At 56.3% G+C, this 14,447-nt stretch carries 9 protein-coding genes; 8 read left to right on the top strand and 1 reads right to left on the bottom strand.

Annotated elements, in window-relative coordinates; genetic code table 11:
• Window positions 1-2 precede the first annotated feature (2 nt).
• Both KDC22_RS28950 and KDC22_RS28945 read left to right on the top strand, forming a co-directional pair.
• A complete protein-coding gene (locus KDC22_RS28950) occupies window positions 3-3,311 on the top strand; it encodes an alpha-mannosidase (protein ID WP_211721194.1) in 3,309 nt (1,102 codons plus the stop codon).
• 257 nt (window positions 3,312-3,568) lie between these two features.
• Window positions 3,569-4,585 (top strand): glycoside hydrolase family 130 protein, encoded by a 1,017-nt coding sequence (locus KDC22_RS28945; RefSeq protein WP_173138776.1) that lies wholly within the window; start codon window positions 3,569-3,571, stop codon window positions 4,583-4,585.
• Window positions 4,586-5,397: 812 nt separating this feature from the next.
• Here the strand turns inward: KDC22_RS28945 and KDC22_RS28940 are convergent.
• Window positions 5,398-7,734 (bottom strand): helix-turn-helix domain-containing protein, encoded by a 2,337-nt coding sequence (locus KDC22_RS28940; protein WP_211721193.1) that lies wholly within the window; start codon window positions 7,732-7,734, stop codon window positions 5,398-5,400.
• 264 nt (window positions 7,735-7,998) lie between these two features.
• Between KDC22_RS28940 and KDC22_RS28935 the strand changes: the two genes are divergently transcribed.
• The 6 genes from KDC22_RS28935 to KDC22_RS28910 all read left to right on the top strand — a co-directional run bounded on the left by KDC22_RS28935 (window position 7,999) and on the right by KDC22_RS28910 (window position 14,200).
• Window positions 7,999-9,099 carry an amidohydrolase/deacetylase family metallohydrolase gene (locus tag KDC22_RS28935; RefSeq protein ID WP_211721192.1) on the top strand — a complete coding sequence of 367 codons (1,101 nt, stop codon included), beginning with the start codon at window positions 7,999-8,001 and terminating at the stop codon, window positions 9,097-9,099.
• The gene (locus KDC22_RS28930) at window positions 9,077-10,186 is read left to right on the top strand and encodes a DgaE family pyridoxal phosphate-dependent ammonia lyase (protein ID WP_211721191.1); all 1,110 of its coding nucleotides are present in this window, start codon (window positions 9,077-9,079) and stop codon (window positions 10,184-10,186) included. The genes KDC22_RS28935 and KDC22_RS28930 overlap by 23 nt, the downstream gene beginning before the upstream one ends.
• Window positions 10,183-10,938 carry a 2-dehydro-3-deoxy-phosphogluconate aldolase gene (gene dagF, locus KDC22_RS28925; protein ID WP_211721190.1) on the top strand — a complete coding sequence of 252 codons (756 nt, stop codon included), beginning with the start codon at window positions 10,183-10,185 and terminating at the stop codon, window positions 10,936-10,938. Before KDC22_RS28930 ends, dagF begins: the two co-directional genes overlap by 4 nt.
• Complete coding sequence (locus KDC22_RS28920; protein WP_211721189.1) at window positions 10,931-11,944, top strand: sugar kinase; 1,014 nt, start codon at window positions 10,931-10,933, stop codon at window positions 11,942-11,944. The genes dagF and KDC22_RS28920 overlap by 8 nt, the downstream gene beginning before the upstream one ends.
• On the top strand, window positions 11,944-12,678 hold the full coding sequence (locus KDC22_RS28915; RefSeq protein WP_211721188.1) for a GntR family transcriptional regulator: 735 nt from the start codon (window positions 11,944-11,946) through the stop codon (window positions 12,676-12,678). Before KDC22_RS28920 ends, KDC22_RS28915 begins: the two co-directional genes overlap by 1 nt.
• A gap of 226 nt (window positions 12,679-12,904) precedes the next feature.
• Complete coding sequence (locus KDC22_RS28910; protein WP_211721187.1) at window positions 12,905-14,200, top strand: homocysteine synthase; 1,296 nt, start codon at window positions 12,905-12,907, stop codon at window positions 14,198-14,200.
• The last annotated feature ends 247 nt before the right edge of the window (window positions 14,201-14,447 follow it).

Here is a 14,447-nt window from a genome sequence, read left to right as displayed (position 1 = left end):
CCATGAAGCGTATGAACCGGTTCATCGGCTGGCTCGCCAAGCGGCAGTGGGCAGAGAAGATAGAGCTTGCGGAGTGGAGTATGCGCAAGTCCCGTTATCTCTCTCCCGGCTGTTATGAGCATGAAGAGGAGCTTCACCTGAATTACGGGATTGCACGGCTGGATGGCGGTTATGGAACCACGTATTTCCTTCAGCGGGAGATCTCAGTTCCGGGAGAGTGGGGGCCGGAAGAGCCGGCGCTGCTCTATCTGGGACGCGGGGAAGGCCTGCTGAAGCTGGGCGGAGCGCCCTATCATGGCCTGGACAGTAATCACTGGTTCATTCCGCTGCCGCCCGGCATAGCGGGAGAAGTCCTTCAGCTGGACATCGAGCTGTATGATCCGGTGCCTGAGCCGGAGGACCCGCTGAACCGCCAGGCGGTGATCAAGCCGCCGCTTACGGGAGTAGAAATCACGCTGGTGCGTGTGAATCCGGCGGTATACAGCCTCCTGCATATGGTGAAGATCGTGCATGAAGCGGCCCTGCTGCTGCCGGAGGGAGATATGCGCCGTATCCGCAGCCTGAAGGCACTGGAGCGGGTGATGGACACGCTCTATCTGAAGGAGGAGCTGCTCCTGGACGGCGATGCCGTCACTGCGGCTGAACAGCAGCTGCGGGCAGAAGCGGCGGCAGAACGGTCTGAGGGACTGCATCCGGGGACGATGCACATGGTGGGCCAGTCGCATATTGATATAGCCTGGCTGTGGCCGGTCCGCGAGACGGTACGCAAGGTCAGCCGGACCTTCTCCACGGTCTGTGCCTTGATGGATAAGTACCCGGAGTTCCGGTACTCCCAGAGCCAGCCCCAGCTGTATGCCTTCGCCAAGGCGCATTATCCGCAGCTATACGAGCGGATCAAGCAGCGGATTGCCGAGGGCCGGTGGGAGCTGGTCGGCGGCATGTGGGTAGAGCCGGATCTGAACATTCCCGGCGGGGAATCGCTGGTACGGCAGATGCTGTACGGCCAGGGGTTCTATATGGATGAGTTCGGCAAGCGGTCCACGATTGAATGGCTGCCGGATACGTTCGGCTATTGCGCGTCTCTGCCGCAGCTCTTGAAGCAGGCGGGAATTGATTATTTCATGACAACGAAGCTCGGCTGGAATGATACCAACCCCTTCCCGCATACGCTGTTCCACTGGGTCGGCATTGACGGGACGAAGATCGTGGCTTATCAGAACCATGGAGTGAATGAGCATACTCACCCGAAGGATGTGCAGGAGCATTGGCAGGCCTACGCCCAGAAGGAAGAGCACGATGAACTTATGCTGCTCTACGGCCACGGAGACGGCGGAGGCGGAGTCACTCACGAGATGCTGGAATATGTAGCCCGCACCGATCTCGCGCCGGGCCAGCCGGTTAGCTGCTTCTCTACGGCAGAAGCCTTCTTCTCGGAGATCGGCTCACGCCAGCCGGAGCTTCCGGCATGGCATGGCGATCTCTATCTGGAGCTTCACCGGGGCACCTTCACGACCCATGCCTTCAATAAGCGCAGCAACCGCAAGGCGGAGGTCTTATACCGGCAAGCGGAGATCTGGAGCGTACTCGCGCAGACGAGCGGGCTTATGGGGCTTCCGGGGTTTGCGCAGCCAGAGCCTGTGCAGTTGGAGCTTGCTCAGTCGGGGCTTGTACAGCCGGAGCCTGCACAGTCGGAGACAGAGCTGTGGCTGAAGGCTCAGGAGGAGCTGGCTGAAGGCTGGAAGCTGCTGCTGCTGAACCAGTTCCATGACATCATTCCCGGCACTTCCATTCCCGAGGTGTACATCACCTCGCGGGAGGAATACGCGGAGATTTTTCGTCTGGGCCGGAAGGTGCTGGACACCTCACTCCGTGCCTTGGCCGGCGAAGTGAATACTACAGGTGCGGGCCGCCCTTATGTAGTCTTCAACAGCCTGGGCTGGGAGCGGACAGAGCTGATCCGGCTGGAGGGAGACTCCAGTCTGACCACGCTTCAGGCCTTCGATGAAGAGGGCCTGCTGGAGAGCGAATGCTGGAGTACGGCTGGAGACGGAGACAGCTATACGCTGGCCATCCGGGTGCGCAAGGTGCCTGCCTTCGGCTGCCGCACCTTCTGGCTGCGGGAGGCTGAGGCTGCGGGCGTACGCCCTGATCGGCAGGCGTATGCTGTCGGCGAGCGGTATGGGCAGGAGGCAGAGGCTGCGGAACGAGCCGTAGTGTGGCCTGAGCCGCAGGCAGCTCCTGCCGCCGGAGGCGGTTTCCCGGAGTTATGGGAGACGGACCATTACATTCTTGCCTTTAACGAAGACGGTGAAATCAGCCGCTGGGTTGACAAAAGCGCCGGACGCGAGCTGCTTCAGCCCGGCCAGACCGGTAATCAGCTGCAGTTCTATCATGACACCCCGCCGCTGTGGGATGCCTGGGATCTGGACCCGCGTTATGAGCAGCAGCCTGCGGGCAAGGCGAAGCTGCTGGACCGGCAGGTGGTCACAAGCGGCCCTGTGCAGACGGTGCTGAAATTCCGCTGGCAGCTGGGCGAATCCCTGATTGAGCAGGAGATCGTGCTGCCCCGGCACAGCCGCAGGGTAGACTTCCGGACCCGGGTCAGCTGGAGGGAGAAGCATAAGCTGCTGAAGGTCGCTTTTCCGGTGGACATTGTGGCCGCGAAGGCGACGTATGAGATTCCCTTCGGGGCGCTGGAGCGTCCGACCCACCGCAACACCAGCTGGGAGCAGGCGCAATTCGAGGTCTGCGGACACCGCTGGGCGGATCTGTCCGAAGGCGGCTATGGTGTCAGCCTGCTGAACGACTGCAAATACGGCTATGACATTCATGACGGGGTGCTGCGCCTGTCGCTGCTGCGCTCCCCTCGCTGGCCTGACCGCTATGCGGACCAGGGGGAGCATGAATTCACCTATTCCCTGTATCCGCACAGCGGAGATTGGCGGCAAGCCGGTGTGGTGCGGGAGGCGGCAGCGCTGAATGAGCCTCTGCTGGCAGTCAGCGAAGCCTCGCATTCCGGCCGTTATCCCGGCACCCATTCCTGGCTTGACTTCCAGAGCAGTCACGTAATGCTCGATACGATCAAGCAGGCAGAGGACGGCAGCGGAATTATTGTCCGCCTATATGAGTCCGCAGGCAGCAGAGAGACGGCTGCGCTGGATTGGAAGGACAAGGAGATCCGCGCCTGCCGGGTCAATCTGCTGGAGAGCAGTACAGGCTCTGCTGAAGTTTCCGGCGGCGTGATCCCGCTCTCCTTCCGGCCCTATGAGGTCCAGACGCTCAAACTGTATAAGAAGCACGAAAAAAATTAACAAAAAGCAAAAGAAGCGAAGGGGAAATTTGGAACTGTAGGAGCGGTAGCGACCGCCCGAAAGCTTTCCGAAGGAAAGCTACCTCGTAAGCATAAGCTGTCACCGGATTTCACCCGCGAGTAGCGGTTCAAAATCAAGAAATCTGGTGACAACAGCGGCCGGAAGTCCAAATGTTCACCGCAGTGACGATGAAGCTTCAAGTGCAAAACTTAAGTGCTTCCTATATATCACGAACATCATTCGCAGGAGGAATAGACATGCAAATCACAAGACATCCCAATAATCCGATTGTCGTCCCGGGCGGCTATGAATGGCGCAAGGTTACCGTCTTCAACCCTGCAGTTATCATTGATAACGGCAAATTCTATATGATCGAGCGCACCGCCGGCTCCCTGACCCCGTGCAAGAACTATCTGGGTCTGCTGGAGAGCGAGGACGGCGTGAACTTCACTCATGTGAAGGATGAGCCGATTGTCACGCCCGATATGCTGGGATTCCCATACGGCAGTGTGCAGGACCCGCGGATTGTCAAAATCGACGGAACCTTCTACCTGAATTACGCCCTGCGCCCCTGTGCCATGAGTTATTACCCTACCGGGGCAGGCGTCCCTGAGCGTTCTATTCCAACCTACCCGGATGGATGGGGAGAAGAGGAGGGCCACTGGCTGACCCGTTCCTCCATCCTGAAGTCGGACAATCTGCTGGACTGGGAGTTTGTTGCGGACACGACACCGCTGGACATCAATGACCGGGACAACATTCTTTTTCCTGAGAAAATAAACGGCAAATTTGTACTCCTCCGCCGTCCCGAGGAATATGTGGGCGAAGCCTACGGAACAGAGAAGGCGGCCATGTGGATTACGTATTCCGAGGATCTGGTGAATTGGGAGGAGCCCAAGCTGCTTGCCACCGCCGGGAACCTCTCCTGGGAATCACGCAAGATCGGAGGCTCCACGCCTCCCATCCGCACAGACAAGGGCTGGCTGGTGCTCTATCACGGCGTAGATGAGGAGATTGTCTACCGTGTGGGGGCCATGCTGCTGGATCTGGAGCAGCCGGAGAAAATCATTGCCCGGACCCATAATTTCATTATGGAGCCGGAGACCTATTACGAGAAATTCGGGTTCCAGATTCCGAATGTTATTTTCCCGACAGGTAATGTAGTCAAAGACGGGCTGCTCTATATCTATTACGGGGTAACGGACACAGCGATTGCGCTTGCCACCGTGCCGCTGGATGAGCTGGTAGAGCATATTCTTAAGGAAGCGGAATAACTGTTCAGCGTCAGATTTAAAAAAGTGGAATGGGCGCGATGAGACCTGAAGGACTAGAAGAGTGAAGTCATTGGGCCAGATGTACGCGAAAAACCGAACACAATGTGCTGGCGCGAAGGTAATGTACACGGAAAACCGAACACAATTCGCCAGCGCGGCGGTGTGTGGGGCAATGTATGCGGAAAACCGAACACAATTCGCCAGCGCGGCGGTGTGTGGGGCAATGTATGCGGAAAACCGAACACAATTCGCCCAGCGCGGCGGTGTGTGGGCCAATGTATGCGGAAAACCGAACACAATGTGCTGGCGCGAAGCGGCGTTTGACTCGTTCCCGGCAGAATGGAACTCTTCATAAGCGGCATAGACATCATAGGCTTTGCAGACCTAAATGTTGCACGTTTTGCAGCTTTGCTTCATAGATAGTCAGGTGTACGGGCGGATTGTTGCACAGAATACAAGAATACGCTAGTTAAAATGCCTACGGTAGGCACAATCCTGCCTTTTGTGCAACAATTCCGGGTTCGGGTGGATAGGATGAGGGCAATGTTGCATTTCAGGCAGGATTTTATACAAAGTTACCAGATTCCTGCCCCGAAAAGTGGATGACACCAGGGAATTCCAGCGCAACAGCCGCTGCCCGGAAGTCCGCTATTCAGAGGGTTAAAAGATGCCCTGCCCGGAAGTCCGCTGTTCACAAGGTTGAAGGAAGCTCTGCCCGGAAGTCCAACTATTCACAGTTTGAAGGATTGGCTGTATGCCACAATCCTTAAGCTTAGCCTATTCAGACAGGTCGGACGGAAGCTCCGCCCGCCTTATACCGGTCTTTTCGCAGCGGTCCCCTTCAAGGCATGTTCCTTGCGGTATTGCCCAGGCGTCAGACCGGTTTCTTTTTTGAACTTGCGAATGAAGTTCGGCGCATCGAGATAACCGACCTGCTCGATAATTTCCTTGAGCGGGGCACTGGTGTTCTCCAGCAGCCGGATCACCTCATCCACCCGCCGCTGCCAGATATATTGGGAGAAATTGCTGCCGGTCTTCTCCTTGAAGCTCCGGCTTAAATAAGAGGTTGAAATGGCAAACTTCAGTGCCACATGCTCCAGGCTGAGGGTGTAGTCGGCGAACTGCTGGTCCACGTAAGCCAGAATGTCGTCCATGAGAGAGGACTCGCTGGTTTCCGTGTTCCGCTCAACCTGCGCGCAAATGGCAGCAGCCAGCGAGAGCAGCCGGCTCTCCAGCTCCTCCAGTGTCTCGAAGGAGGTCAGCTCCGGCACATTGGTGAACACCTCATCCATACCAAGCTCGGAGGCGGTGCGCAGAAAAGCGTTCAGCAGATCGAAGCAGATGCAGCGCAGCAGATGGACCTGCAGCGGCTCATCCTTGATCGTATCAATCGTGTCGGCGATCATCTGGGCCGCAACCGATTCGTTGCCCTGCTTCAGACTCTGCTCCAGCTTCAGCATGGATTTGCGGGGAATCCAGAAGCTCTCGCCAGCGGCCGGGTTCAGCTCTGCCAGCTGCTCGAAGTAGGTGACCTGGCCGCTGCGCCGGATCATCCGGTGCTCCAGGGCTGCGGCTGCTTCAATGAAGGATTGGTTAAGCCGGGCCAAGTCTCTGTAGGCCGTGCCGACACCGATACTCAGAGAGAGCTGCGAGTGTTCGCGGATCACCGCTTGAATGGCTTCAATAACCTGCTCCATCCGGCCCTGAACCGGCAGCGCCCCTTCGCCGGGGAGTGAAATAATCAGGGCAAACTGGTCTTTGACCGAGAATTCAATCCCGAAGATCTGTGCATCCGGACCGGGCAGGCAGATATTGCTGAGCATCTCCTGCAGCAGATGGCGTTCCTGCCAGGACTGCCCGCCCGGAGCCGCATCATCCCAGGACAGGATTGCCGAGAAATACAGGCCCTGCTCCTGCGGATGCCGGAAGCCTGCGCTCAGGATCATCTGTTCAATCTCGGGATCATCCGGCTTGCCGTGCTTGAGCAGGAGCAGCATACACTGGTTGCGGACAAAGGGCTCCTGAAGATCAATTCTGGCACTGTAATCATGCAGCGTCTGGCGGATTGACTCCCATTCGTTGCGGAGCTTGGAGGCCTCATTGCCGCTGCCCTTCAGCTTGGCGAATTCCATCAGATCCCGGATCGGATGGTATTGCCGTTTGGCCAGCAGCAGGGCGGCGGCGATGCCGGTAATGACCGTGATGCAGAAGACGATCAGGATCAGAGTCTGGACCTGGGCGACACGGCTGAAGAACTGGAAGCTTGGCATGGTGGTTACATAGGTCCAGCCATTCTCTTCCGACTTGACGGACACAACGGAGTATTGTTCCCCGTCCAGCTCCAGATTGTGAATGCCCGGTTCCAGGACGGATATCGTTTTAAGCTCGTCCCCGGGGAGGCTGACGCCATGGCTGTTCGCAGTCAGCACCTCGCCGGAGGGGCCGAAGATATAGCTGCTCCCCGAGAAATCGCTCAGAATGGAGTCCATGACTCCGGTCAGATTGGATTCCTTCATCAGATAGACGACTGTCCCGTAAGGGAAGGGGTCATTCGGTTTCACGGGGACGAGCATGGCGAGCATCGGCTCGACACGGGAATTGACAGTCACATTCTCAGCAGGGCGCACCAGCGGCTGCCGGGTCTCATTCAAGTCCCGCCGAAGGTCCCCGGTCGTCCAGTGCTCGAACTGATAAAGGGTATCGAAGGTAACATGAAGATCCGCCAGACCGCGGTAAGAATAGATATTGGAATCACCATGGAAATAGAGGAACAGATCCTCGGCAATGCTGCTGCTGGCCTTGTAATTCGCCAGCGCCTGAATGGCCTCCAGGCTGTAGTAGGGATGCCGGACCATATAGGGGGTCAGATGCTTGTCATAGGCGATTCTGCCCGCGACTTCCTGAAGCTCATTCATACGGTCGTCTATGGTGCTCTTCACCTGATTAAGCTGATTGACATTGGATTGTTCAATTTCGACCCGCAGGCCTTTGACGGCGTTTTCATAGACGAAGATGGTAACACCGGTCAGCGGGATAAGGAACATGAGGATATAGGAAAATGCATATTTCAGCAGCAGCCTTGATTTGAAATGGTTCCAGCTCAGCCGGAACCGGCTCAGCAAGGATGGCTTGAGTGCCGGATTTGCCATGAAGCAGTCCCTCCAGTATTAAGATATTCGGATTAGAATGATTGGGATGAGCAATCGTTGATCGTAAATCGCAGTTCTCTTCTGGATCACACTTGTGCTACTATAAACATTATAACATTATAATCTTTGGAGTGGACAATAAGAACTTAAAGGACGGCAAACTCGTTTCTGCTTATTAAATATAAGGATGTTAAGGGTTCATGTCATTAATCATTTTTTTGTATTTCTTTTAAATCGCATGGATTGACGAAGGAGATGGGATAAGTGGGCACAGAGAATGTGCTGCGCAATTTGCAGCTTGTGGACGGCCGGGTAGTGGATATTTCCATTCAGGACGGGATCATCACCGCGATTACACCGCCAGGCCAGGCTGAAGGCAGGGACGGACTGGACTGCTCCGGATTATATGGTTCCAGCGGATGGATTGATCTGCATGTGCATGCTGTGCCGGAGCTTGATCCCTATGGCGATGAGATCGACGAGATTGGGGTGAAGCAGGGCGTGACCACTCTGGTGGATGCCGGGAGCTGCGGGGCAGACCGGATCGGAGATTTCTATGCCAGGAGTCTGAGGGCGGCCACACGGGTGTTCGCTCTGCTGAATATATCGAGAATCGGGCTTGAACGGACCGACGAGCTGTCACAGCTGGAGTGGATTGACCGGACCAGGGCGCTTGCGGCGGCAGCTGCGTATCCTGAATTTATTGTCGGCCTGAAGGCCCGCATCAGCCAGAGTGTCGTCAAAAGCTCCGGCATCGAGCCGCTTAAGCTGGCACGTGCATTGTCGGAAGACACGAAGCTTCCGCTCATGGTCCATATCGGCTCCGCTCCGCCGGCTATCGCTGAAGTGCTGGAGCTGCTGCGGCCGGGCGATGTGATCACCCACTATCTCAACGGCAAATCCAATAATCTGTTCCAGGCGGACGGCACACCGCTGCTAGGCCTGCTGGATGCAGTGGCCCGGGGCGTTCATCTGGATGTCGGACATGGCACGGCAAGCTTCTCCTTCCGGGTGGCTGAGCAGGCGAAGGCGGCAGGCATTGCGCTGAATACAATCAGCACAGATATCTACCGGGGCAACCGTCTGAACGGTCCGGTGTACAGTATGTCGGATGTGCTGACGAAATTCCTGTATCTCGGCTACAGTCTGGAAGAGGTCATCCGGGCGGTCACCGGCAGCGCAGCAGCTTGGCTCGGCAAGCCGGAGCTTGGGCAGATCAGGGCCGGGCAGCAGGCGAACCTGACCTTGTTCGCCCTGGAATCAGGCGAGAAGCCGCTCACAGATTCGGAAGGCGATGTCCGGACGACGCACCATTATATTGAAGCTAAAGGAGTTTTTATCAATGGATCACTCATTACAGGCTAAATATGGATTGAAGCGTGTGATTAATGCCAGCGGAAGAATGAGCATCCTGGGCGTCTCCTCCCCAACGGATTCGGTCATGGAGGCGATGAAGCAGGGCGGGCAGCAATACGTAGAGATTGCCGATCTGGTGGACAAATCCGGGGACTATATTGCCCGTCTGCTGGGCTGCGAAGCGGCGGTTGTCGTGAACTCTGCTTCCAGCGGCATTGCGCTGTCGGTAGCAGCCGTCGTGACCGCCGGGGATCCGCGGCTCAGCCTGCGCCTGCACCAGGAGCCGGTGCTGAAGAATGAGGTTGTTATGCTGAAGGGCCATAATGTGCAGTATGGAGCGCCGGTTGAGACGATGGTATTCCTCGGCGGCGGCCGGGTGGTCGAAGCCGGATACGCGAACGAAGGCCGGAAAGAGCATATTGAACAGGCCATCGGTGAACATACAGCAGCGATTCTCTATGTCAAATCCCATCATGCCGTCCAGAAGAATATGATCTCTGTGGAAGAGGCTTGGGAGGTTGCACAGAAGAGAGGGGTGCCGCTGATTGTGGATGCGGCAGCGGAAGAGGATCTGCACAAATATGTCCGCTATTCCGATCTGGCCATTTACAGCGGCTCGAAGGCTGTGGAAGGTCCAACCTCGGGTATTGTAGCGGGCAGGAAGAAATACATCGAGTGGCTGAAGGTTCAGCTGCACGGGATTGGCCGCAGCATGAAGGTCGGCAAGGAGACCACCTTCGGACTGCTCCAGGCCTTGGACGAATATCAGCACAAGGCTGACAACAGTGAACGGGAGAAGCAGGCGCTGGAGGCGCTTCAGCCGCTCGGCAGACTTCCTGGAGTTACAGTCCGCATCGTACAGGATGAAGCGGGCCGGGCCATTTATCGCGGACGTATCCAGATTGAAGCCGCTGCTGCGGGAATGGACGCAAGGGAGGTCAATGACCTGCTGCGTGAAGGTGAGATTGCCGTGTATACCCGGGACTATGGCGTGAAGCAGGGCTTTTTCGATATTGATCCAAGGCCGCTGCAAGGGGATGATCTTCAGGTGATCGTCAGCAGAATCAATGAAATCTTAGGAGGCATACAAGAATGAGCAATATTCAGCAGCGGTTCTATAAGAATAGAGCGGCACTTAATGTACTGGCCGGCAGTATCGGGAACGCCAAGGATATCTATGAGGCTGCGGAAGGGCATGTTCTGGTAGGCGTACTCTCCAAAAACTATGCCACCGCCGGGGAAGCCGCCGCAGCCATGACCGAATATGGCCGGTCTATCGAGGATGCCGTATCCATCGGACTAGGAGCGGGAGATAACCGCCAGGCGGCGGTTGTGGCAGAGATTGCTTCCAGCTATGCGGGAAGCCATATCAACCAGGTTTTTCCGGCAGTGGGAGCCACCCGTGCCAACCTGGGAGTGAAGGATAGCTGGATTAACAGCCTGGTCTCTCCCTGCGGACAGCCGGGTTATGTCAATATATCGACTGGTCCCATAAGTGCGGGAATGGGGCAGCAAGCAATTGTGCCGGTGCAGGCCGCCATTGCCCTGGTTCGTGACATGGGCGGGAATGCGCTCAAATATTATCCGATGCAGGGGCTGAAGCTGGAGGAGGAGTACCGTGCGGTGGTTAAGGCCTGCGGCGAGGCCGGGTTTGCGCTGGAGCCAACGGGCGGAATCGACCTGGATAACTTCGGGCCTATTCTGGAGATTGCGCTTCAGGCAGGCGTGCCGCAGGTGATCCCGCATGTCTATTCCTCAATTATAGACCCGGAGACGGGCAGCACGAACGTGCAGGATGTCCGTACACTGCTTGGTATCATGAAGCTGCTGGTGGACCGCTATGCCTAGAGTTGCTGCCTTTGGCGAAGTGATGATGCGGCTGCAGGTTCCGGGCTACGAGACGCTGGCCCAGGGCAGCAGGCTGGAGTACTCTTTTTCCGGCAGCGGTGTGAATGTAACGGCGGCGCTCTCCAGATACGGCCATAACGGTGCGCTGATCACCACTTTGCCGGAGACTCCGGTGGGTGAAGCGGCGATGGCTTATCTGCGCAAGCTTGGGGTGGATACCTCGCTGATCCGCCGGGGCGGTAAGCAGCTGGGGATGTATTTTCTGGAGAATGGATTCGGCGCCCGCCCCGGAAGAGTCACGTATACAGACCGGCTGGGCAGCAGCTTCAATACCGCAGATGCAGAGAATTATGATATGGCGGCGCTGGCCTCCGGTGTGGATGTCGTTCATTTATGCGGCATTACGCTGGCTATGAATGATGGGGTGCGCCAGCAGATGAAGCGGCTTGCTGCGGAGGTGAAGAGTGCCGGGGGCATGGTGGTTTTTGACTGCAATTACCGTCCGGCGTTATGGGGCGAGGATGGCTATGCCAAGGCCCGCCCGCATGTGGAGGAGCTGCTTGGTCTGGCGGATCTGGTGCTGATGAACGAGAAGGATGCCCAGTACATTCTTGGTGCCGTGGCCGGAGAATATGATAGAATAACACAGTTGAAGCAAGCGATTCCCGCAGTGGCGGAGCGCTTCGGAATCAGGACGGCAGCGGGCACCCACCGTGAGATCAACGCTGATAATACGCATTCCCTGACAGGGTATATTTATCATCAGGGAACGTTCCGGTTCTCGCGTAAGCTGACCTTCCCGGTCTATGACCGGATCGGTGCCGGAGATGCATTCGCCAGCGCCATCATCCATGGTGAATTGCAGCAGTACCCGCAGCAGCAGACGGTAGACATGGCAGCGGCAGCGGCAATGCTGGCCCACACCATCCCGGGCGATACAGCGCTGTTCACCGAGAGCGAGGTACTCCGGGCGTTGTCAGACCGTAGCTTAGATGTTGAAAGGTAGTGAATGAGAGCGTGTCTCTGAAACGCAAGCAAGGTCCCTTATATCAGCAGATCCAAAAGATCCTCAAAGACCGGATTCTGCACGGGGTATACCCCCTGGGGAGCATTATCCCCTCCGAGCCGCAGCTGGAGAGAGAATTCGGCGTCAGCAAAATGACGGTCCGCGGCGCGGTTCAGGAGCTGTCGCAGGAAGGTTACGTGCAGAAGAAAAGCGGTGTCGGCACGATTGTGATGCGTAATACCTCCTACCAGAAGCTCTCCAAGGGCAAACGGTTCACAGAGCTGCTGGTAGAAGCGGGGCATAAGCTGGAAAAAAAACTGCTGGACTCCAAGCTGGTTACCAATGTTCCCGGGACGGAGGAATACAGCCGTTACGGGCCGTATTGCCAGCGGATTGAGCGGCTATATATACTGGATGGACAGCCTTATATTCATCTGACCCATTTCTTGACTGCTGCTGCCCTGCCCGGTGGAGGTACGGCGGAGATAGGTGCAGACATTCAGTCGCTGTATGACTCCCTGGAGGAGAAGAACATTGTACTGGAGAACTTCAAGGACCGGTTCTTCGTAGAGCAGGCACCTCCCGAAGTTTGCCTGCTGCTGGCGCTGCCGCCGGGCACGCATGTACTGGTGCGCCTGCGCAACTCCTACGACGGGGAAGGCAGGCTGATTGAACACAGCATCGGCTGCTATAACACAGAGCTTCATCATTATCTGGTCAACTACGACACCTGAAGCTGTGGTTTCTTTGGACAGATGTACCAACCACAAGAGAGGTTAGAGGGATATCCTCGCACTTAGCCCCGCTGCTTGCAGCGGGGTTTTTGCCTTCACTATACTTAATAAAACACAGTGAATTAATAAGAATTTTATCTTTTCAAATGACATGGTTTGTGAGAGAATAGGTACAATTCTTTATTGTTAACGTTTGCCATTATTGATTTTAGAGGAGGAAATACCCATGTCAGAAGAGCGCAAGCTGTCATTTGAGACCCTAGCCGTTCATGCAGGCCAGGAGATTGACCCAACTACTTTAGCCCGTGCCGTGCCGCTGTATCAGACTTCATCCTACGGTTTCCGGGATGCGGAGCATGCTGCTAATCTGTTCGCGCTCAAGGAGTTCGGCAACATCTATACCCGGCTGATGAATCCGACCACCGATGTGTTTGAGCAGCGTCTTGCCGCGCTGGAGGGCGGGGCCGGGGCACTGGCTACGGCTTCCGGAATGGCGGCCATTTCCTTCTCTATTCTGAATATTGCCGGAGCTGGGGATGAGGTTGTATCCTCCGCAAGTCTGTACGGCGGAACTTATAATCTGTTCTCTACAACGTTGCCCAAGCTGGGGATTCAGGTGAAGTTTGTGGATTCCGATAATCCGGAGAACTTCCGTGCAGCGATTACGGACAAGACCAAAGCGCTGTACGCCGAGACCATTGGCAACCCGCAAGGGAATGTACTGGATATCGAAGCAGTGGCGGCTATCGCCCATGAGCATGGAATTCCGCTGATTGTGGATAATACCTTCCCAAGCCCGTATCTGCTGCGTCCGATTGAACATGGTGCGGACATTGTAGTGCATTCGGCAACCAAATTCATCGGCGGCCACGGCACTTCCATCGGCGGGATCATTGTGGACGGCGGCAAGTTCGACTGGAAGGCCAGCGGAAGGTTCCCCGGACTTACCGAACCGGACCCGAGCTACCACGGGGTAGTCTACACTGAAGCTGTAGGCCCTATCGCCTATATCATCAAAGCACGGGTACAACTGCTTCGCGACCTCGGCGCGGCCATCTCCCCGTTCAACTCCTGGATGCTGCTACAGGGACTCGAAACGCTGCATTTGCGTATGGAGCGCCATAGCCAGAATGCACTCAAGGTCGCCCAGTACCTGGAGGCGCATGATTCTGTGGAGTGGGTAAGTTATGCCGGACTGCAGAGTCATCCATCCTATGAGCTGGCGCAGAAATATCTGCCTAAGGGCCAAGGGGCAATCCTGACCTTCGGCATCAAAGGCGGGGCAGCAGCAGGGGTGAAGCTGATCGAGAATGTGAAGCTGTTCTCCCATCTGGCTAACGTCGGTGACTCCAAGTCGCTGATCATCCATCCGGCCAGCACGACCCACCAGCAGCTGTCGGAGGAGGAGCAGGCGACAGCCGGTGTTAATCCGGAACTGCTGCGCTTGTCCATCGGTACGGAATCCATTGACGATATCCTCTATGATCTGGAGCAGGCAATCGCTGCCAGCCAGCAGTCTTAAGGGGAAGAGCAGAAGCGGGCTATGCCGCTAAGCTCATATCCCGGAAACCTAGCTCCTGACAGCATAGGATGAGAAAAAATTACCGACCACATCACGGAAGCCTGCTTCTGGCAGCATAGGATGTGAAATTACCGGCCACTGTGTTATGCAGAGTTTTGCTGCATGATACGGTGGTTTTTTGCTGAATATAAGCATTTATAGGTTTCACACCATAATTCTTCCTTCTATTTCTCGCGGAAACGGTGCC

Origin of the sequence: Paenibacillus tritici (assembly GCF_018207515.1) — a bacterium.
Taxonomy (GTDB): Bacteria; Bacillota; Bacilli; order Paenibacillales; family Paenibacillaceae; genus Paenibacillus_AQ; species Paenibacillus_AQ tritici.
Note: the sequence above shows the minus strand (reverse complement) of the source record. Positions and strands in the feature narration are given on the sequence as shown.

Bases quoted from the DNA above. Each gene is read 5' to 3' on its own strand.
- dagF (WP_211721190.1), top strand. From the start codon at position 10,183: ATGAGCAATATTCAGCAGCGGTTCTATAAGAATAGAGCGGCACTTAAT.
- KDC22_RS28945 (WP_173138776.1), top strand. From the start codon at position 3,569: ATGCAAATCACAAGACATCCCAATAATCCGATTGTCGTCCCGGGCGGC.
- KDC22_RS28940 (WP_211721193.1), bottom strand. From the start codon at position 7,734: ATGGCAAATCCGGCACTCAAGCCATCCTTGCTGAGCCGGTTCCGGCTG.
- KDC22_RS28920 (WP_211721189.1), top strand. From the start codon at position 10,931: ATGCCTAGAGTTGCTGCCTTTGGCGAAGTGATGATGCGGCTGCAGGTT.
- KDC22_RS28950 (WP_211721194.1), top strand. From the start codon at position 3: ATGAAGCGTATGAACCGGTTCATCGGCTGGCTCGCCAAGCGGCAGTGG.
- KDC22_RS28930 (WP_211721191.1), top strand. From the start codon at position 9,077: ATGGATCACTCATTACAGGCTAAATATGGATTGAAGCGTGTGATTAAT.
- KDC22_RS28910 (WP_211721187.1), top strand. From the start codon at position 12,905: ATGTCAGAAGAGCGCAAGCTGTCATTTGAGACCCTAGCCGTTCATGCA.